This is a genomic window from Streptomyces sp. SCA2-17 (genome assembly GCF_044336695.1).
In genome coordinates, this window is the sequence record NZ_CP117521.1 from 1,398,926 (window position 1) to 1,412,942 (window position 14,017).

General features: G+C 75.8%; 12 protein-coding genes. 5 read left to right on the forward strand and 7 right to left on the reverse strand.

Annotated elements, in window-relative coordinates:
* The first annotated feature begins 67 nt into the window (after positions 1-67).
* From PS271_RS06225 to PS271_RS06235, 3 genes are read left to right on the forward strand one after another with little or no spacing between them, the layout of a single operon-like run.
* Complete coding sequence (locus PS271_RS06225) at positions 68-1,066, forward strand: AAA family ATPase (RefSeq protein WP_398380798.1); 999 nt, start codon at positions 68-70, stop codon at positions 1,064-1,066.
* Positions 1,063-2,448 (forward strand): DUF58 domain-containing protein, encoded by a 1,386-nt coding sequence (locus PS271_RS06230; protein WP_398380799.1) that lies wholly within the window; start codon positions 1,063-1,065, stop codon positions 2,446-2,448. The genes PS271_RS06225 and PS271_RS06230 overlap by 4 nt, the downstream gene beginning before the upstream one ends.
* The gene (locus tag PS271_RS06235; protein WP_398380800.1) at positions 2,445-4,844 is read left to right on the forward strand and encodes a transglutaminase TgpA family protein; all 2,400 of its coding nucleotides are present in this window, start codon (positions 2,445-2,447) and stop codon (positions 4,842-4,844) included. The genes PS271_RS06230 and PS271_RS06235 overlap by 4 nt, the downstream gene beginning before the upstream one ends.
* Before the next feature lie 111 nt (positions 4,845-4,955).
* On the opposite strand, the gene PS271_RS06240 is transcribed toward PS271_RS06235, so the two are convergent.
* Complete coding sequence (locus tag PS271_RS06240) at positions 4,956-5,360, reverse strand: SCO2097 family morphological protein (RefSeq protein ID WP_398380801.1); 405 nt, start codon at positions 5,358-5,360, stop codon at positions 4,956-4,958.
* Between the two features lie 237 nt (positions 5,361-5,597).
* The gene (locus PS271_RS06245) at positions 5,598-6,359 is read right to left on the reverse strand and encodes a methyltransferase (RefSeq protein ID WP_398380803.1); all 762 of its coding nucleotides are present in this window, start codon (positions 6,357-6,359) and stop codon (positions 5,598-5,600) included.
* Between the two features lie 213 nt (positions 6,360-6,572).
* Between PS271_RS06245 and PS271_RS06250 the strand changes: the two genes are divergently transcribed.
* Positions 6,573-7,193 (forward strand): TetR/AcrR family transcriptional regulator, encoded by a 621-nt coding sequence (locus PS271_RS06250; RefSeq protein ID WP_398380805.1) that lies wholly within the window; start codon positions 6,573-6,575, stop codon positions 7,191-7,193.
* A gap of 565 nt (positions 7,194-7,758) precedes the next feature.
* The gene (locus PS271_RS06255) at positions 7,759-9,282 is read left to right on the forward strand and encodes a phytoene desaturase family protein (RefSeq protein WP_398380807.1); all 1,524 of its coding nucleotides are present in this window, start codon (positions 7,759-7,761) and stop codon (positions 9,280-9,282) included.
* Between the two features lie 22 nt (positions 9,283-9,304).
* On the opposite strand, the gene PS271_RS06260 is transcribed toward PS271_RS06255, so the two are convergent.
* The 5 genes from PS271_RS06260 to PS271_RS06280 form a co-directional block, all read right to left on the reverse strand.
* The gene (locus PS271_RS06260) at positions 9,305-10,381 is read right to left on the reverse strand and encodes a hypothetical protein (RefSeq protein ID WP_398380809.1); all 1,077 of its coding nucleotides are present in this window, start codon (positions 10,379-10,381) and stop codon (positions 9,305-9,307) included.
* A gap of 42 nt (positions 10,382-10,423) precedes the next feature.
* Positions 10,424-11,341: a methylenetetrahydrofolate reductase [NAD(P)H] gene (metF, locus tag PS271_RS06265; RefSeq protein WP_398380811.1), complete on the reverse strand. Its 918-nt coding sequence runs from the start codon at positions 11,339-11,341 to the stop codon at positions 10,424-10,426.
* A gap of 176 nt (positions 11,342-11,517) precedes the next feature.
* Entirely contained in the window at positions 11,518-12,168 is a 651-nt protein-coding gene (gene thiE / locus PS271_RS06270; RefSeq protein ID WP_398380813.1) for a thiamine phosphate synthase, read from the reverse strand.
* Positions 12,169-12,298: 130 nt separating this feature from the next.
* The gene (locus tag PS271_RS06275; protein ID WP_398380815.1) at positions 12,299-12,664 is read right to left on the reverse strand and encodes an Rv2175c family DNA-binding protein; all 366 of its coding nucleotides are present in this window, start codon (positions 12,662-12,664) and stop codon (positions 12,299-12,301) included.
* A gap of 113 nt (positions 12,665-12,777) precedes the next feature.
* Complete coding sequence (locus PS271_RS06280; RefSeq protein ID WP_398386700.1) at positions 12,778-13,947, reverse strand: NAD(P)/FAD-dependent oxidoreductase; 1,170 nt, start codon at positions 13,945-13,947, stop codon at positions 12,778-12,780.
* Positions 13,948-14,017 lie beyond the last annotated feature (70 nt).

A 14,017-nucleotide genomic window follows, 5' to 3' on the forward strand; every position in this document is an offset into this window, starting at 1 on the left:
TCCGGGGGCGGGTGCCGGTCCGTGACCCATGGACCGCAAGCCCGCAGGACGGGCCGAGGAGGGCCGGGTGACGACCTATGACGAGCGAGCCAGCCTGAGCAGTCTGACCGCCACCGCGGAGCGGATCCGCAGGGCGGTCGAGGGCGTGATCGAGGGCAAGCCGGAGGTCGTACGGCTCTCGCTGACAGTGCTGCTGGCCGAGGGCCATCTGCTGATCGAGGACGTGCCGGGCGTGGGCAAGACGATGCTCGCCAAGGCCCTGGCCCGGTCGATCGACTGCTCGGTGCGGCGCATCCAGTTCACGCCCGACCTCCTCCCGTCGGACATCACGGGCGTGAGCGTCTTCGACCAGCAGCGGCGCGACTTCGACTTCAAGCCGGGCGCGGTCTTCGCCCAGATCGTCATCGGCGACGAGATCAACCGCGCCTCGCCCAAGACGCAGTCGGCGCTGCTGGAGTCCATGGAGGAGCGGCAGGTCACCGTCGACGGGCACACCTACGAGCTGCCGAGCCCCTTCATGGTGGTGGCCACGCAGAACCCCGTCGAGATGGAGGGCACGTACCCGCTGCCCGAGGCCCAGCGCGACCGCTTCATGGCGCGGGTCTCCATGGGCTATCCCAGCCCCGAGGCGGAGCTGCGGATGCTGGACGTGCACGGGGTCGTCCCCCCGCTGGACGACCTCCAGCCGGTCGCCCACGCCCACGAGATCGTCAAGCTCGTCGAGGCGGTCCGCACGGTCCACGTCGCCGAAGCCGTGCGGCGCTATGCGGTGGACCTCGTCACCGCCACCCGCCACCACCCCGACCTCAGACTCGGCGCGTCACCGCGGGCGACGCTGCACCTGGTGCGGGCCGCCCGGGCCGCGGCCGCCCTCGCGGGCCGCGAGTTCGTCCTCCCGGACGACGTCCAGGCGCTCGCGGTGGCCGTCCTCGCCCACCGGCTGCTGCCCACGGCCCAGGCCCAGCTGGGCCGGCGCAGCGCCGAGGCGGCCGTCCTCGACATCCTCCAGCGCACCCCCGTGCCGGACCCGTCGGCGCAGGCGTGGCGGCAGGCGCGGCGGCTGTGACGGGCCCGGGGGACGGCACGAGCCCCGGGCAACCCGGCCCCGGTCAGCGGGACGGGGGCGGCAGCGGCCTGCGGGCGGCGCTGGGCGGGCTGACCACCCGGGGGCGCTCCTTCCTGGCGGCCGGCATCGCGGCCACCGTCTGCTCCTACGTGCTCGGCCAGGCCGACCTGCTGCGGGTCGGGCTGTTACTGGCCGTGCTGCCCCTGCTGTGCGTGGTGGTGCTGCACCGCACCCGCCACCGCGTCACGGGCAGCCGCCGGCTCACGCCCGCGCGGATCCCCGTCACGGCCGACACCCGGGTCCACCTGCGGATCGAGAACGTCTCCCGGATCCCCACCGGCCTGCTGATGCTCCAGGACCGGGTGCCCTACGTGCTGGGCCCGCGCCCCCGCTTCGTGCTGGACCGGATCGAGCCCGGCGGCCGGCGCGAGGTCTCCTACCGCGTCCGCTCCGACCTGCGCGGCCGCTATCCCCTGGGCCCGCTGCAACTGCGGCTGACGGACCCCTTCGGCATGTGCGAGCTGACCCGCGGCTTCAGCGCGTACGACACGCTGACCGTCGTGCCGCACACCGAGCCGCTGCCCCCGGTGCGCCCGGGCGGCGCGAGCCCCGGCCACGGCGACGGCCTGCGCCGCTCCCCCGCCCTGGCCGGCGAGGACGACGTCATCCCCCGCGGCTACCGCCACGGCGACGACCTGCGCCGGGTCCACTGGCGCGCGACCGCCCGCCACGGCGAGCTCATGGTGCGCCGCGAGGAGCAGCCGCGGCGGGCCCGCTGCACGGTCCTGCTGGACACCCGCCGTCCCGCCTACGAGGGCGGGGGCCCGGGCGCGCCCTTCGAGTGGGCCGTCTCGGGGGCCGCCTCCGTCGCGGTGCACCTGCTGGGGCAGGGCTTCTCCGTGCGGCTCCTCACCGACACCGGCAGCGCGTCCCCCGGTGGCCGCGGCTCCTCGCCGCACAACCCGGCGGAGGCGGCGGGCCTGATGCTGGAGACCCTCGCGGCCGTGGAGCACTCGGAGGGCACGTGCCTCTCCGGCGCGCTCGCCGCCCTGCGCGGCGGAGAGGGCGGCCTGCTCGTGGCCTTCCTCGGCGGGCTGGACGAGGAGCAGACGGCCCTGGCCGCCCGGATGCGCGGGCGCGGCGGCGCGGCCGTCGCCTTCGTCCTGGACCCCGCCGCCTGGCGCGGGGATCCGGATCCCCGGGCGCGCGGCGCGGCCGAGCAGCCGCTGCGGGCGCTGCGCGACGCGGGCTGGACGGCGCTGCCGGCCGGTCCCGGGGCCTCGCTGCCCGAGCTGTGGCGGCTGGCCGGCGGGCCGGGCCCCGAGGCGCCCGCGCCGTTCCCCGGCCCCTTCGGGGCGGGCGCGGCGGGAGGCCGGCCGTGACGGGGCAGGCACGCCTGACGGCGAGCGCCGCGGTGGCCACGCTCGCCGCCTCCTGCACGATGCTCCCGCTGGTCGACAAGACCACGTGGATACTGCAAGCCGCCTTCCTGCTGGCCTTGCAGAGCACGGCCGGCGTCCTCGCCCGCCGCGTGCCCCTGGCCAGGCCGGTGACCGTGGCCGTGCAGGCGCTGACCGGGCTGCTGCTGCTCACCGTGGGCTTCGCGGGCGGCCAGGCGGTCGCCGGGCTGCTGCCGGGCCCGGAGGCCTTCCACGAGTTCGGGCAGCTGGTGCAGGAGGGCGCCGAGGACGTCGGGCGGTACGCGATCCCCGCGCCGGCGACGGCCGGCATCCGGCTGCTGCTCGTCGGCGGCGTGCTGGTCGTCGGCCTGGCGGTGGACGCCGTGGCGGTGACGTACCGCAGCGCCGCCCCCGCCGGCCTGCCCCTCCTCGCGCTGTACTCGGTGGCCGCCGGGCTCGGGCAAGACGGCCGCGGCTGGCTGTGGTTCCTGGCGGCGGCGAGCGGCTATCTGCTGCTGCTCCTGGCCGAGGGGCGGGAGCGGCTCGGCCAGTGGGGCCGCGTCCTCAGCGGCGGCCGGACGGCCCCTCCGGCCCCGGGGCCCGCCACGGCGAGCGGCGGCCGCCTCGCCCGGCTCCGCACGGGCCGGCGCATCGGGGCGCTGGCCCTCGGCATCGCCCTGGCCGTGCCGGCCGCGCTGCCCTCGATGCAGGGCGGGCTCTTCGAGCCCGCGGGGCGGGGCGCCGCTCCGGGCTCCGGCCCCGGCGGCACGACGTCCGTCAAGCCGCTCGTGGCCCTCCAGGACAGCCTCAACCAGCCGGAGAACCGCGAGCTGCTGCGCCTGCGCTCCTCCGCCGAGAACACCCGCGACCTGTACCTGCGCATCGTCGCCCTCGACCGCTTCGACGGCGCCGCCTGGCGGACCACCGAGCGGCCCCTCGCGGAGCTGCCGCCGGTCCTGCCCGCCCCGGCGGGGCTCGCCGCCGGGGTCCGCACCTCGCGGGTCGAGACCTCGCTCACGGCCTCCGACGGCTACGCCCAGAACTACCTGCCGCTGCCCTACCCCGCCGAGGAGGTCCGCGCCGACGGCCGCTGGCGCTACGAACCGGAGGGGCGCGTCCTGGAGGGCGAGCGCGGCCAGACCACCAAGGGAATCCGCTACCAGGTCTCCAGCCTGCAAGTGGAGCCCACCGCCGCCCAGCTCGCCGGGGCGCCCGCGCCGCCGGAGGAGATCCTGCGCGCCTACACCCAGGTGCCGTCGTCGCTGCCCGCGGTGGTGGCGCAGACGGCCCGGAAGGTGACGGCGGGCTCGGCCAACGCCTACCAGCAGGCGGTCATGCTCCAGGACTGGTTCTCCGTCGGCGGCGGCTTCCAGTACGACACGCAGGTCGCGTCGGGCACCGGTGCCGACGCCGTCGCCCGGTTCCTGAAGGCCAAGCGGGGCTTCTGCATCCACTTCTCCTTCTCGATGGCGGCGATGGCCCGCACCCTGGGCATCCCCGCGCGCGTGGCGGTCGGCTTCATGCCGGGCACCCCCATGGCGGACGGCTCGGTGTCGGTCGGCTCCAAGGACGCCCACGCCTGGCCCGAGCTGTACTTCGAGGGCATCGGCTGGACGCGCTTCGAGCCGACGCCCAGCCGCGGCACGACCCCCGACTACACCGTCGCGGAGCCCTCGCCGGGCGCCGAGCCCGGCGGCGGGCCGGACCGGCTCCCGGACCGTACGGTCGTCCCCCCGTCGGCACCGAGGGACACGGACGCCTGCCCGCCCGCGCAGAAGAAGCTCGGCGAGTGCCGCTCCCCCGCCGCACCGGTCGAGGGCTCCGGACCGGCCTCCGGCGGCCCGTCGGCGGGCACGGTGGCGGGCGTCGCGGCGGCCGCGCTGGCCGTCCTGGGGCTGCCCCTGCTGCCGATGCTGTGGCGCAGGCGGGTGCGCGCCCGCAGGCTCGGCGGGCCGGGCACGGCGCCCGGTCCGGGGGCTGCCGCGGACGCCCTCGCGGATGCCGTGGCCGCCGAGCACACGCTGGCCGCCTGGCGCGAACTGACGGACTCCGCCTGGGACTACGGCATTCCGCCCGACGACTCCCGTTCGCCGCGCGGCGCCGCCGCCCGCATCGTCAGCGCCGGCGCCCTCCAGGGGGCCGCCGCCGAGTCCGCGGGCCGGGTGGCCGCCGCGGTCGAGCAGGTGCTGTACGCGCCCCGGCCCCTGCCGGCGCCGGGGCTCGCGGAGGACGTCGCGTGCGTACGGGCCGGGCTGCACGCCGCCGCTGGCCGGGGCGCCCGGCTGCGCGCCGTCCTGCTGCCGCGCTCGTCCGCCCGGCTGCTGTGGGGTTTCTCCCGGCTGCGGAGTCTCGCGCGGCGCCGGTCGGCGGCCGCCTGAACGGCACGCACGGGAGACGGATATGGCGTGGGGTCAGGAGACCTGCTCCCGACCCCACGCCATGGAAGAGACTGTGTGCGAAGAAGGACGGTAAAGAAGGACTGCGAGGGCTCAGTGGCCCTGTTCGTCGCGGCGGCGCTGCCAGCGCTGCTCGATGCGGTCCATCATGCTGCGGCGCGGGCGCATCGGGCCACGGCCGCCCGGCTGCCCCACCGGGCCCGCCCCCTGCTGTGCACCGGCCCGCGGCGCCTTGCGCCAGCCCGTGACGGCCAGGGCCGCGCAGCCCAGCATGACGAGAAAGCCGACCACACTGATCCAGTACTGCCCCTGAATCATGACGCCGGTCATCAAGAGCGCGATACCCACCAGAAACCCGGCGACCGCCTGGTAGACCCGTCGCCGGGTGTACGTGCGCAGGCCGCTGCCCTCGAGCGCTGTCGCGAACTTGGGATCTTCGGCGTACAGCGCTCGCTCCATCTGCTCGAGCATGCGCTGCTCGTGCTCCGAGAGCGGCACGGAGTCCTCCTACTCGTCGGTCGCGGGGGGCGACCGGGTGCGACCCTTTCAGGATAGGCAGGGAATCGCCCCCGTGAAACCCGCCCCTCTGCGCCAATCCGCCCACCGATGTCCGTGTGGCGATCGGTGGCATCGGGACGTACATTCCCGGTTCGCCGATCGGCCATGCCGGACGGTGCCCCCCGATCATACGGGGCGAACCGGCTGATCGGGTGGCCTGTGACCTACAGCGCGCAGTCAGCCACGCTCGGCCAGGACGTGCAGTTGGGTCGCCACGGAGTGGAAGGCCGGCAGCGCGGCCGCGGCCGCCTCCAGCTGCGCGAGCGCCTCCCGCGCCCCGGGCTCGGCGTCGAGCAGCACGCCGGGCACCAGGTCGGCGAAGACCCGGACGCCGTGCACGGAGCCGACCTCCAGGCCCTCGGCGGCGACGAGCCCCGAGAGCTGCTCGGCGGTGAACCGGCGCGGCACGGGGTCGCCGGCGCCCCAGTGGCCGGCGGGGTCGGAGAGGACCTGGCGGGCCTCGGTGAAGTGCCCGGCGAGCGCGCGGGCGAGGACCGCGCCGCCCAGGCCCGCGGCCAGCAGGCTCAGGGTGCCCGCGGGGCGCAGCGCCTCGATCACGTTGCGCACGCCCTGGGCGGGGTCGTCCACGTACTCCAGGACGCCGTGGCAGAGGACGACGTCGTAGGAGCCGCGCTCCACCACGTCGAACAGGCCGGTGGTGTCGCCCTGGACGCCGCGGACCCGCTCGGCGACGCCGGCCTCGGCGGCCCGGCGCTCCAGCGCGAAGAGGGCGTTGGGGCTGGGGTCGACGACGGTGACCCGGTGGCCGAGGCCGGCCAGCGGCACCGCGAACTTGCCGGAGCCGCCGCCGGTGTCGAGCACCTCCAGCACGCCGCCGGCCGGGGCGGCGGCCTTCACCCGGCGGTCCAGGGCGTCGCGCAGGACCTCCCAGACCACGGCGGTACGCAGGGAGGCCCGGGGGCGCAGCGGGTCTGACACGGCGGATGGCTCCTCGGCGGTGGATCGGCGGACGGAAGTGTCCGCCCCAGCCTAATGCGCCCGGCCCGGGCGGCGGCCGACGCGGTGGCCGAGCGCGCCGCGGGGCCCTGCCGGGGGCCCGCCGCGGAGGGTGTGGCCTGCACGAATACCCGTGCGGCCACCCGGGGTTGACGCGGGCGCGGGGGCGGCTGCGCGGGCAGGGAGAATCACTCCATGGACAGCAGCAGCACGCGCCGTCAGAACACCCGGCGGAAGCTCTTCGCCGCCGCGGTGACCCTCATCGCCGAACAGGGCTTCTCCTCCACCACCGTGGACGAGATAGCGGAACGGGCCGGGGTGGCCAAGGGCACCGTCTACTACAACTTCGCGAGCAAGACCGATCTGTTCGAGGAGCTGCTGCGGCACGGGATGGAGCTGCTGACCGGATCGCTGCGGGCCGCGGCCGAGGAGGCGGCCGAGCGGGGCGGCGGCCGGGCCGCCGCGCTGGACGCGATGATCCGCGCCGGGCTGGACTTCGTCGCCCGCCACCCGTCGCTGGCCCAGCTCTACGTCGCCGAGCTGTGGCGGACCAACCGGGTCTGGCAGCCGACGCTGACGCGGGTGCGGCAGCAGGCGGTCGAGGTGATCGAGTCGGTGTTACGGGAGGCGGCCGCGGAGGGCGACGGCGGCCCGGTCTCGGAGACGGACATTCCGCTGACGGCGTCGGCGGTGTTCGGCATGGTGCTGGTGGCCGCGCTGGACTGGCAGTCGTTCCAGCCGGAGCGTTCGGTGGACGACGTGCACGCGGCGCTGTCGCGCCTGCTCCAGGGCCGCCTGAACGGGGTCGCCGGCTAGCCCTTCGGGCCTTGCGGCCGGTCCGGCACGGGCGGGGCACGACGGCTTCGGCACCGCCGGGATGCGCCGTGGTGGCACCTCGCCGCTGCGGCGGAACGCATACGCCCGGCGGCGCCGCATCAGACCGCCGTTGCGACCGAAGACTCTTTCCGCCGCAGCGGAGGGAACGTGCCCGCCGCACAAAGATGCCCGCCGCAACGGCGCGCAACCCGCGCGGCGAGGGTCCGGCGGAATAAGCGGCGAGCCGGAACCCGTACGTACCCCTGTCCGCCGAAAGGCAGACGCGGTGCGGGCCGATCCCCCTCGGCCTGCACCGCGCCCGCGTTCCCCCGTAGCTCCCCCGAGCCCCCCGCAAGGGGCCCCCGCCCCCCGGTCACGTCGGGGGTGCCGCGCCGTTCCGCAGCCCCGTGCCGGCGGTGCCGGCGCCGCGCCCCTTCCGTGAGCACCACTCTTCCGCCCGGCGGGCCGCGGCCCATCCGTGCACCTACTCATCTCCTCCTCTGAGTACGGGTACTCAGCCCTGGGCGTTCAGCCCCCCGCCCGCGCCCCGGATACAGTCGTGCCCATGGCACGGATTGCGGTGATCGGCGCCGGGATGGGCGCGATGGCGGCCGCTGCCCGGCTGGCCGTCGCGGGCCACCGGGTGACGGTGTACGAGCGCGCGGCGACGCACGGCGGAGGCGTCGGGCGGATGACGCGGGACGGCTTCGCCTTCGACACGGGGCCGGGGCTGCTGCACCTGCCCGCCGTCTACCGCGACCTGTTCGTGAAGACGGGCAAGGAGTCGCTGGAGCAGAGCCTGGACGTGGTCCAGGTCGACCCGGCGAGCGCGCACGTCTTCGCCGACGGCACCTCCGTGGCGCTGCCGAACGCGTCCCGGGCCGGTGTGGTCCAGGCGCTGGACGAAGCTGTGGGCCCGGGTGCGGGCGAGCGCTGGAGCGAGCTGGTGAACCGGGCGCGCGTGGTGTGGGACGCCACGCGCCGGCCGCTGCTGGAGGAGCCGCTGCTCGCCGACCCGGAGTATCTGGAGGCCCTGGGCCACGACCCCTACCCGGGGCTGCGCAAGCGCGGCCTGTTCCGGCGGAGCACCCCGCCCGTGCTGGCCGCCGTCGCCGAGCGGGAGCTGAAGGACCCGCGGCTGGCGGCCCTGTTGGAGAGCCACGCGCTGGCGTACGGGCTGGATCCGCGGACCGCCCCGGCGAGCGCGGCGGTGCTGCCGTACATGGAGCAGACCTTCGGCAGCTGGTACGTGCGCGGCGGCATGCGCGGCCTGGCGGACGCCGTGTACGAGCGGTGCCGCAAGCGCCGGGTGGAGTTCGTGTTCGGCGCGGAGGTCGTGGCCGTCGTCGAGAAGGACGGCCGCGCGGCGGGCGTGGAGCTGGCGGACGGCCGCGTGGACGAGGCGGACACGGTGGTCGCCGGCGTCTCGCCCGGCGTGCTGCGGCGGATCGCGCCGGCGGCCTGCGGGCCCGCCGTCCGGCCGGGCCCGCCCGTGCCGCCCGGCCGGTTCACGGTCTTCCTCGCGCTGCGCGGGGCGCGGGCCGCGGGTGCCGCCCACCGCACCGTGGTCCACGCCCCGGACCGCGAAGCGGAGTTGGCGGGCGTCTTCGGCGAGGGCGCGAGCGGCCCCGCCGCGCCGCACTACCGGCCGACGGTGACGGTGCTGCGCCCGGACGATCCGGACGTCCGCCCGGATGATGGCCACGAGGCCGTCACGCTGACCGCCACGGTCGCCCCGCACGGCCGGGTGGACTGGGACGGCGAGGCGGCGGCCGGTTTCGCGGAGCGCGTGCTGGACGCGGCGGAGGGCTTGTTGCCGGGCCTGCGGGACCGGCTGCTGTGGCACGAGGTCCGCACGCCCGCGGACACGGAGCGGGCGACGGGCGCCGAGGGCGGGGGCGTTCCGGCGCCGGTGCTGGCCGGCGGCGGGGGCGCCTTCCTCCGCACGGCCAACGCGACGCCGCTGTCCGGCTTGTACCTCGCGGGCGGTTTCGCCCACCCCGGCGGGGGGCTGGCCCACGCCGGGATGTCCGGGACGATGGCCGCGGGCCTGATCGTCTCCGGGGCGGACTGGCGCGGCTCCCAGTAGGGCCGCGCCGCGGGGCCCGGTCTCAGTAGCGGTGCTGCTCGTTGTACTGCTCGCCGTAGCCCTGGCCCTGGCCCTGGCCCTGCCCTTGGGCCGGGGGCTGCTGCGGGTACGCGTACGGGTAGCCCTGAGGGGCGGGCGGCAGGTCGCCGTCGCGCTGCTGCGGCACCCAGACGCCGCCGGGCGGGGTGTCCATGTCGTACTGCGGGGCCGGTGCGTAGGCGTCGGCGGGATGGCCGCCCATGCCGTACGGCTGCGGCGCGGGCTGCGGCTGCTGGTACTGCCCGTAGGGGTCCTGCTGACCGTACGGGTCGTAGCCCTGCTGCCGGTTGCCGATGTAGGGGTCGGAGTAGGCGGCGTACTGGCCCTGTCCGTAGTCGAATTGGCCGGGTGCCGCGGGGACGGGCTGGGCCTGCGCGCCGTAGCCGTCGCCGTACGGGGCGTAGCCGCCGTCCTGCGCCGGGGCACCGGCGTAACCACCGTCGCCGTAGCCGCCGTAGTTCCCGTAGCCCGCGTCGGTGCCGGGGGCGGGCGCGGGGCCGGCCAGGGGCGGCTGGGCGGCGGCGCCCGTGCCGGGGTCGTTCTCGGGCTCCTGGAGCGGGGGGACGGCAGGCATGGCCGCGGTCTCGTCGAGCGGCGCGGCGGCGGACAGCGGAGGGGCCGGCGGGGCCTCCGCGCCCTTACGGCGCCGGCCGCCCCGCGACTCCTGCACGCCCTCGCTCTCGGCGGCGGCTTTCCCGGCACGCTTACCGGACTTGACGCCCCTGCCGGACCTTCCGAACTTGACGGACTTACCGGAATTGCCGGATTCACCACTGCCGTCCGCTGCCGCGCCGTCGTCCCGGCCGTCCCGGCGGAGCGCCCAGCCGCGGGAGAAGCCGCGGCGGAAGGACAGCGTCACGTAGGTCTGCCCGACGGCGAACGCCACCGCGCCCACCACGATGACCGCGACGGACGGGATGACGACGCCCGCGACGACGCCGAGGAACCCGGCGAAGGCGAGGAGGCGCCAGCGCAGTCGCGCCTTGTACTGCAACAGCACCTCGCCGAGCAGCCAGAGCGCGACGACGCCGAACGCGATGTAGAGGACCGTCCAGCCCATTTACGCCCCTCTCGTGGCCGCAGCCCTTCGAGGGGCCGGCCGTCAGGACCGCTGGTGCAGTCCCAGATTCTCGTAGATTTCCAGCGTCGCCGTGGAGTGGTTCAGGGTAATGAAGTGCAGCCCGGGAATCTCCTCGGCCATCAACCGAGCGCACAGCTCCGTGGCGTACTCGATCCCGATCGAGCGTACAGCGGCCCGGTCGTCCTTGACCGCGAGGATCCGCTCGGCCAGCGCGGGCGGGAACGCGGCATTGCTGAGCTGCGCGAACCGCTCGATCTGGCGGACGTTGGTGACCGGCATGATCTCGGGGATGACCGGGGTGTCGCAGCCGGCGGCGGCGACCCGGTCGCGCAGCCGCAGATAGTCCTCGGGGTAGAAGAACATCTGCGTGATGGCGAAGTCCGCGCCCGCGCGGCACTTGTCCACGAAGTGCCGGATGTCGGTGTCCCAGTCGGTGGAGCGCGGGTGCATCTCGGGGAAGGCCGCGACGCCGACGCAGAAGTCGCCGGACTCCTTGATGAGCCGGACGAGGTCGGCGGCGTAGTGCAGGCCCTCGGGGTGGCGCACCCACTCGCCCATGGGGTCGCCGGGCGGATCGCCGCGCAGGGCCAGCATGTTGCGGATGCCGACGTCGGCGTACTGGCCGATGATGTTGCGCAGCTCGGCCTTGGAGTGGTTGACGGCTGTCAGGTGGGCGACGGGCGTGAGCGTCGTGTCGGTCGCCATGCGCTCGGTCACCCGCACGGTGCCCTCGCGGGAGGAGCCGCCCGCGCCGTAGGTGACGGACACGAAGGTCGGGCCGACGGCTTCGATCCGGCGGATGGCGTCCCAGAGGGTGCGTTCCCCCTTCTCGGACCTCGGGGCGGCGAACTCGAAGGAATACGACCGCTCGCCTGAGGCGAGCAGCTCACGCACCGTGCGCGCGTGGTCTGTCCTGGTGGAGGCGGTGCCAAGGGCCATACCGGCAAGTTAACCAGCGGTTCCCGCGGCCCCCAATCCCACTTTTGCGATTTGCCCGATAGGCCGGGCTCCTGTCCGCATGCCGGACAGGTTCTTCATGTTTTTTTGACACTCTCGCGGACCGGACTTGCCACGGCGCCGCACGCCCGGGGCCTGCCGCGCCGGTCCCGGCGGCCTCAGAGACGCGCGCGGACCCGCTCGGCCAGCTGTGCCGCGGCCTCGCCCGGGTCCTCCGCCTCGGTGATCGCGCGGACCACGACGACGCGGCGGGCGCCCGCGTCGAGCACCTCGTCGAGATTGCCGGGGCCGATGCCGCCGATCGCGAACCAGGGGCGCTCGGTGCCCAGGGCCGCCGCGTGGCGGACCAGGGGCAGGCCGGGGGCGTGGCGGCCGGGCTTGGTGGGGGTCGGCCAGCAGGGGCCGGTGCAGAAGTAGTCCACGCCGGGCTCGGCGGCCGCGGCGTCCACCTCGGCCTCGGCGTGCGTGGAGCGGCCGATCAGCACCTCCTCGCCGAGGATCGCGCGGGCGGCGGGCACCGGCAGGTCGCCCTGGCCAAGGTGCAGGACGCCGGAGCCCGCGGCGTGGGCGACGTCCGCGCGGTCGTTGACCGCGAAGAGCTTGCCGTGGCGGCGGGCGGCCTCGGCGAAGACGGCGAGGTGCTCCAGCTCCTCGCCGGCCTCCATGCCCTTGTCGCGCAGCTGGATGACGTCGACGCCGCCGGCGAGGACCGCGTCGAGGAATTCCGGCAGGTCGCCCTGGCGCTTGCGGGCGTCGGTGCACAGGTAGAGCCGGGCGTCGGCGAGGAGCTCGCGGGCGGTGGCGGGCATGGGTGGTGGATCCCCCCGGGTCGGCGGTGCACGGGCGGGGGCGGGCCCCGCCCGTGCACCGGACGGTTCTGACGGGCGCGGTCACCCGCGCCCGGTTACTGCGGCTGAGACTTCCGGTCGGCCCTTCGGCTCAGACGGCGAGCGCCTGGGCGCGCCGCTTCACCTCCGTGCCGCGGTTCTCCCGCAGCGCGTCGGCCGGAGTGCCCGGCAGGGTGGGGTCGGCGGTGAAGAGCCACTCCAGCATTTCCTCGTCGCTGAAGCCGTCGTCCCGCAGCAGCGTCAGGGTCCCGGCCAGGCCCTTGACGACCTTGCCCTCGCCGATGAAGGCCTCGGGCACCATGAGCACCCTGTTCTCGCCCCGGCGGACGGCGATCAGCTGGCCCTCCTTCACCAGCTGCCGCACGCGCGTCACCTCCACGCCGAGCTTCTCGGCGATGTCGGGGAGGTTGAGCCAGGCGGGAACAAGCGCGTCGATCTTTGCGTCAATCTCGGTCACGGGACAAGCCTGCCATCTGGCGCTGACAGCCGGTAGCCGGGTTGACCCGACCCGGGCGCGTCACGGCGCCCCGGCACCCGCCGCGGGGCCGCGGCGGGGCCCTCGCGGACCCGTCAGAGCACCGCGGACTTCAGCGGTACGGACGCGTCGGCGGCCTTCGCCCGGTCGAGGGCGGCGCCCTTCTCGATGAGCTTGCGGCCCTGCGCCAGGTCCCGGGGCCGGCCCACGGCCAGCAGGGCGACCAGGACGCCGTCGCGCAGCCAGCACACGCTCCAGGCGGCGCTCGACGGGTCGCCGCGCCACAGCAGTTCGTCCGCGCCGGCATGGTGGCCCGCGTACTGCACGAATCGCCCGAACTGCTCGGACCAGAAGTACGGCACCGGGTCGTAGACCGGCCCCTCGGCCTCGCCGAGCGCGATGTTCGCGGCGACGGTCCGCGGCCCCTGCATGGCGTTGTCCCAGTGGTGCACCAGCAGCCGCTCGCCGTAGCGCGCGGACGGGAACGACGCGCAGTCGCCGACCGCGTAGACGCCGGGCAGCGAGGCGCGCAGCCGCTCGTCGGCGACCACGGCGCGGTCCTCGCCGAGCTCGATGCCGGAGCCCTCCAGCCAGCGGGTCGCGGGGCGCGCGCCGATGCCGACGACCACGGCGCCGGCGGACAGCCGGGTGCCGTCGCCGAGCACGACCGCGCCGGGCTCCACAGTGCTCACGCGCGCGCCGAGCATCAGCCGGGCGCCGCTCTCGGCGTACCAGGGGGCCATGCGCTCGGCGACCTCGGCGGGCATGGCGCCGGCGAGCACGCGGTCCGCGGCCTCGACCACGGTCACCTCGCAGCCCGCCTCCCGGGCGGCCGTCGCGACCTCGGCGCCGATCCAGCCCGCGCCGACCGCGACGACGTCGTGCTGGGCGGCCAGCACCGGCCGCAGCCGCACGGCGTCGTCCAGGGTGCGCAGCAGGTGGACGTTCGACAGGCCGTCGGCCCCCGGCAGCCGGACCGGCTCGGCGCCGGTGGCGATGACCAGGACGTCGTACGGGACGGGTCCGGCGGCGGTGTCCAGCAGGCGCTCGGCGGCGCGGAGGCCGGTGGCCTCGCGCCCGAGCCGGAGGTCTATCCCGAGCGAGGCGAAGTCCACCTCGAACGCGGAGCCCTCGGCCTTGCCGAGCAGGACGGCCTTGGAGAGCGGCGGCCTGTCGTACGGCGGGTGCGGCTCGGCGCCCAGCACGGTCACGGTGCCGGCCCAGCCGTACTCGCGCAGGGCGATGGCGGTCTGCACGCCGGCCATCCCGGCACCCACGATGACGACGCTCCGCTCACTGGCGGCAGGTTGTTCTTCCCGGTGCTCGCTCACCCGA

Bases quoted from the DNA above. Each gene is read 5' to 3' on its own strand.
- PS271_RS06250 (WP_398380805.1), top strand. From the start codon at position 6,573: ATGGACAGCAGCAGCACGCGCCGTCAGAACACCCGGCGGAAGCTCTTC.
- PS271_RS06255 (WP_398380807.1), top strand. From the start codon at position 7,759: ATGGCACGGATTGCGGTGATCGGCGCCGGGATGGGCGCGATGGCGGCC.
- PS271_RS06260 (WP_398380809.1), bottom strand. From the start codon at position 10,381: ATGGGCTGGACGGTCCTCTACATCGCGTTCGGCGTCGTCGCGCTCTGG.
- metF (WP_398380811.1), bottom strand. From the start codon at position 11,341: ATGGCCCTTGGCACCGCCTCCACCAGGACAGACCACGCGCGCACGGTG.
- thiE (WP_398380813.1), bottom strand. From the start codon at position 12,168: ATGCCCGCCACCGCCCGCGAGCTCCTCGCCGACGCCCGGCTCTACCTG.
- PS271_RS06280 (WP_398386700.1), bottom strand. From the start codon at position 13,947: ATGGCCGGCGTGCAGACCGCCATCGCCCTGCGCGAGTACGGCTGGGCC.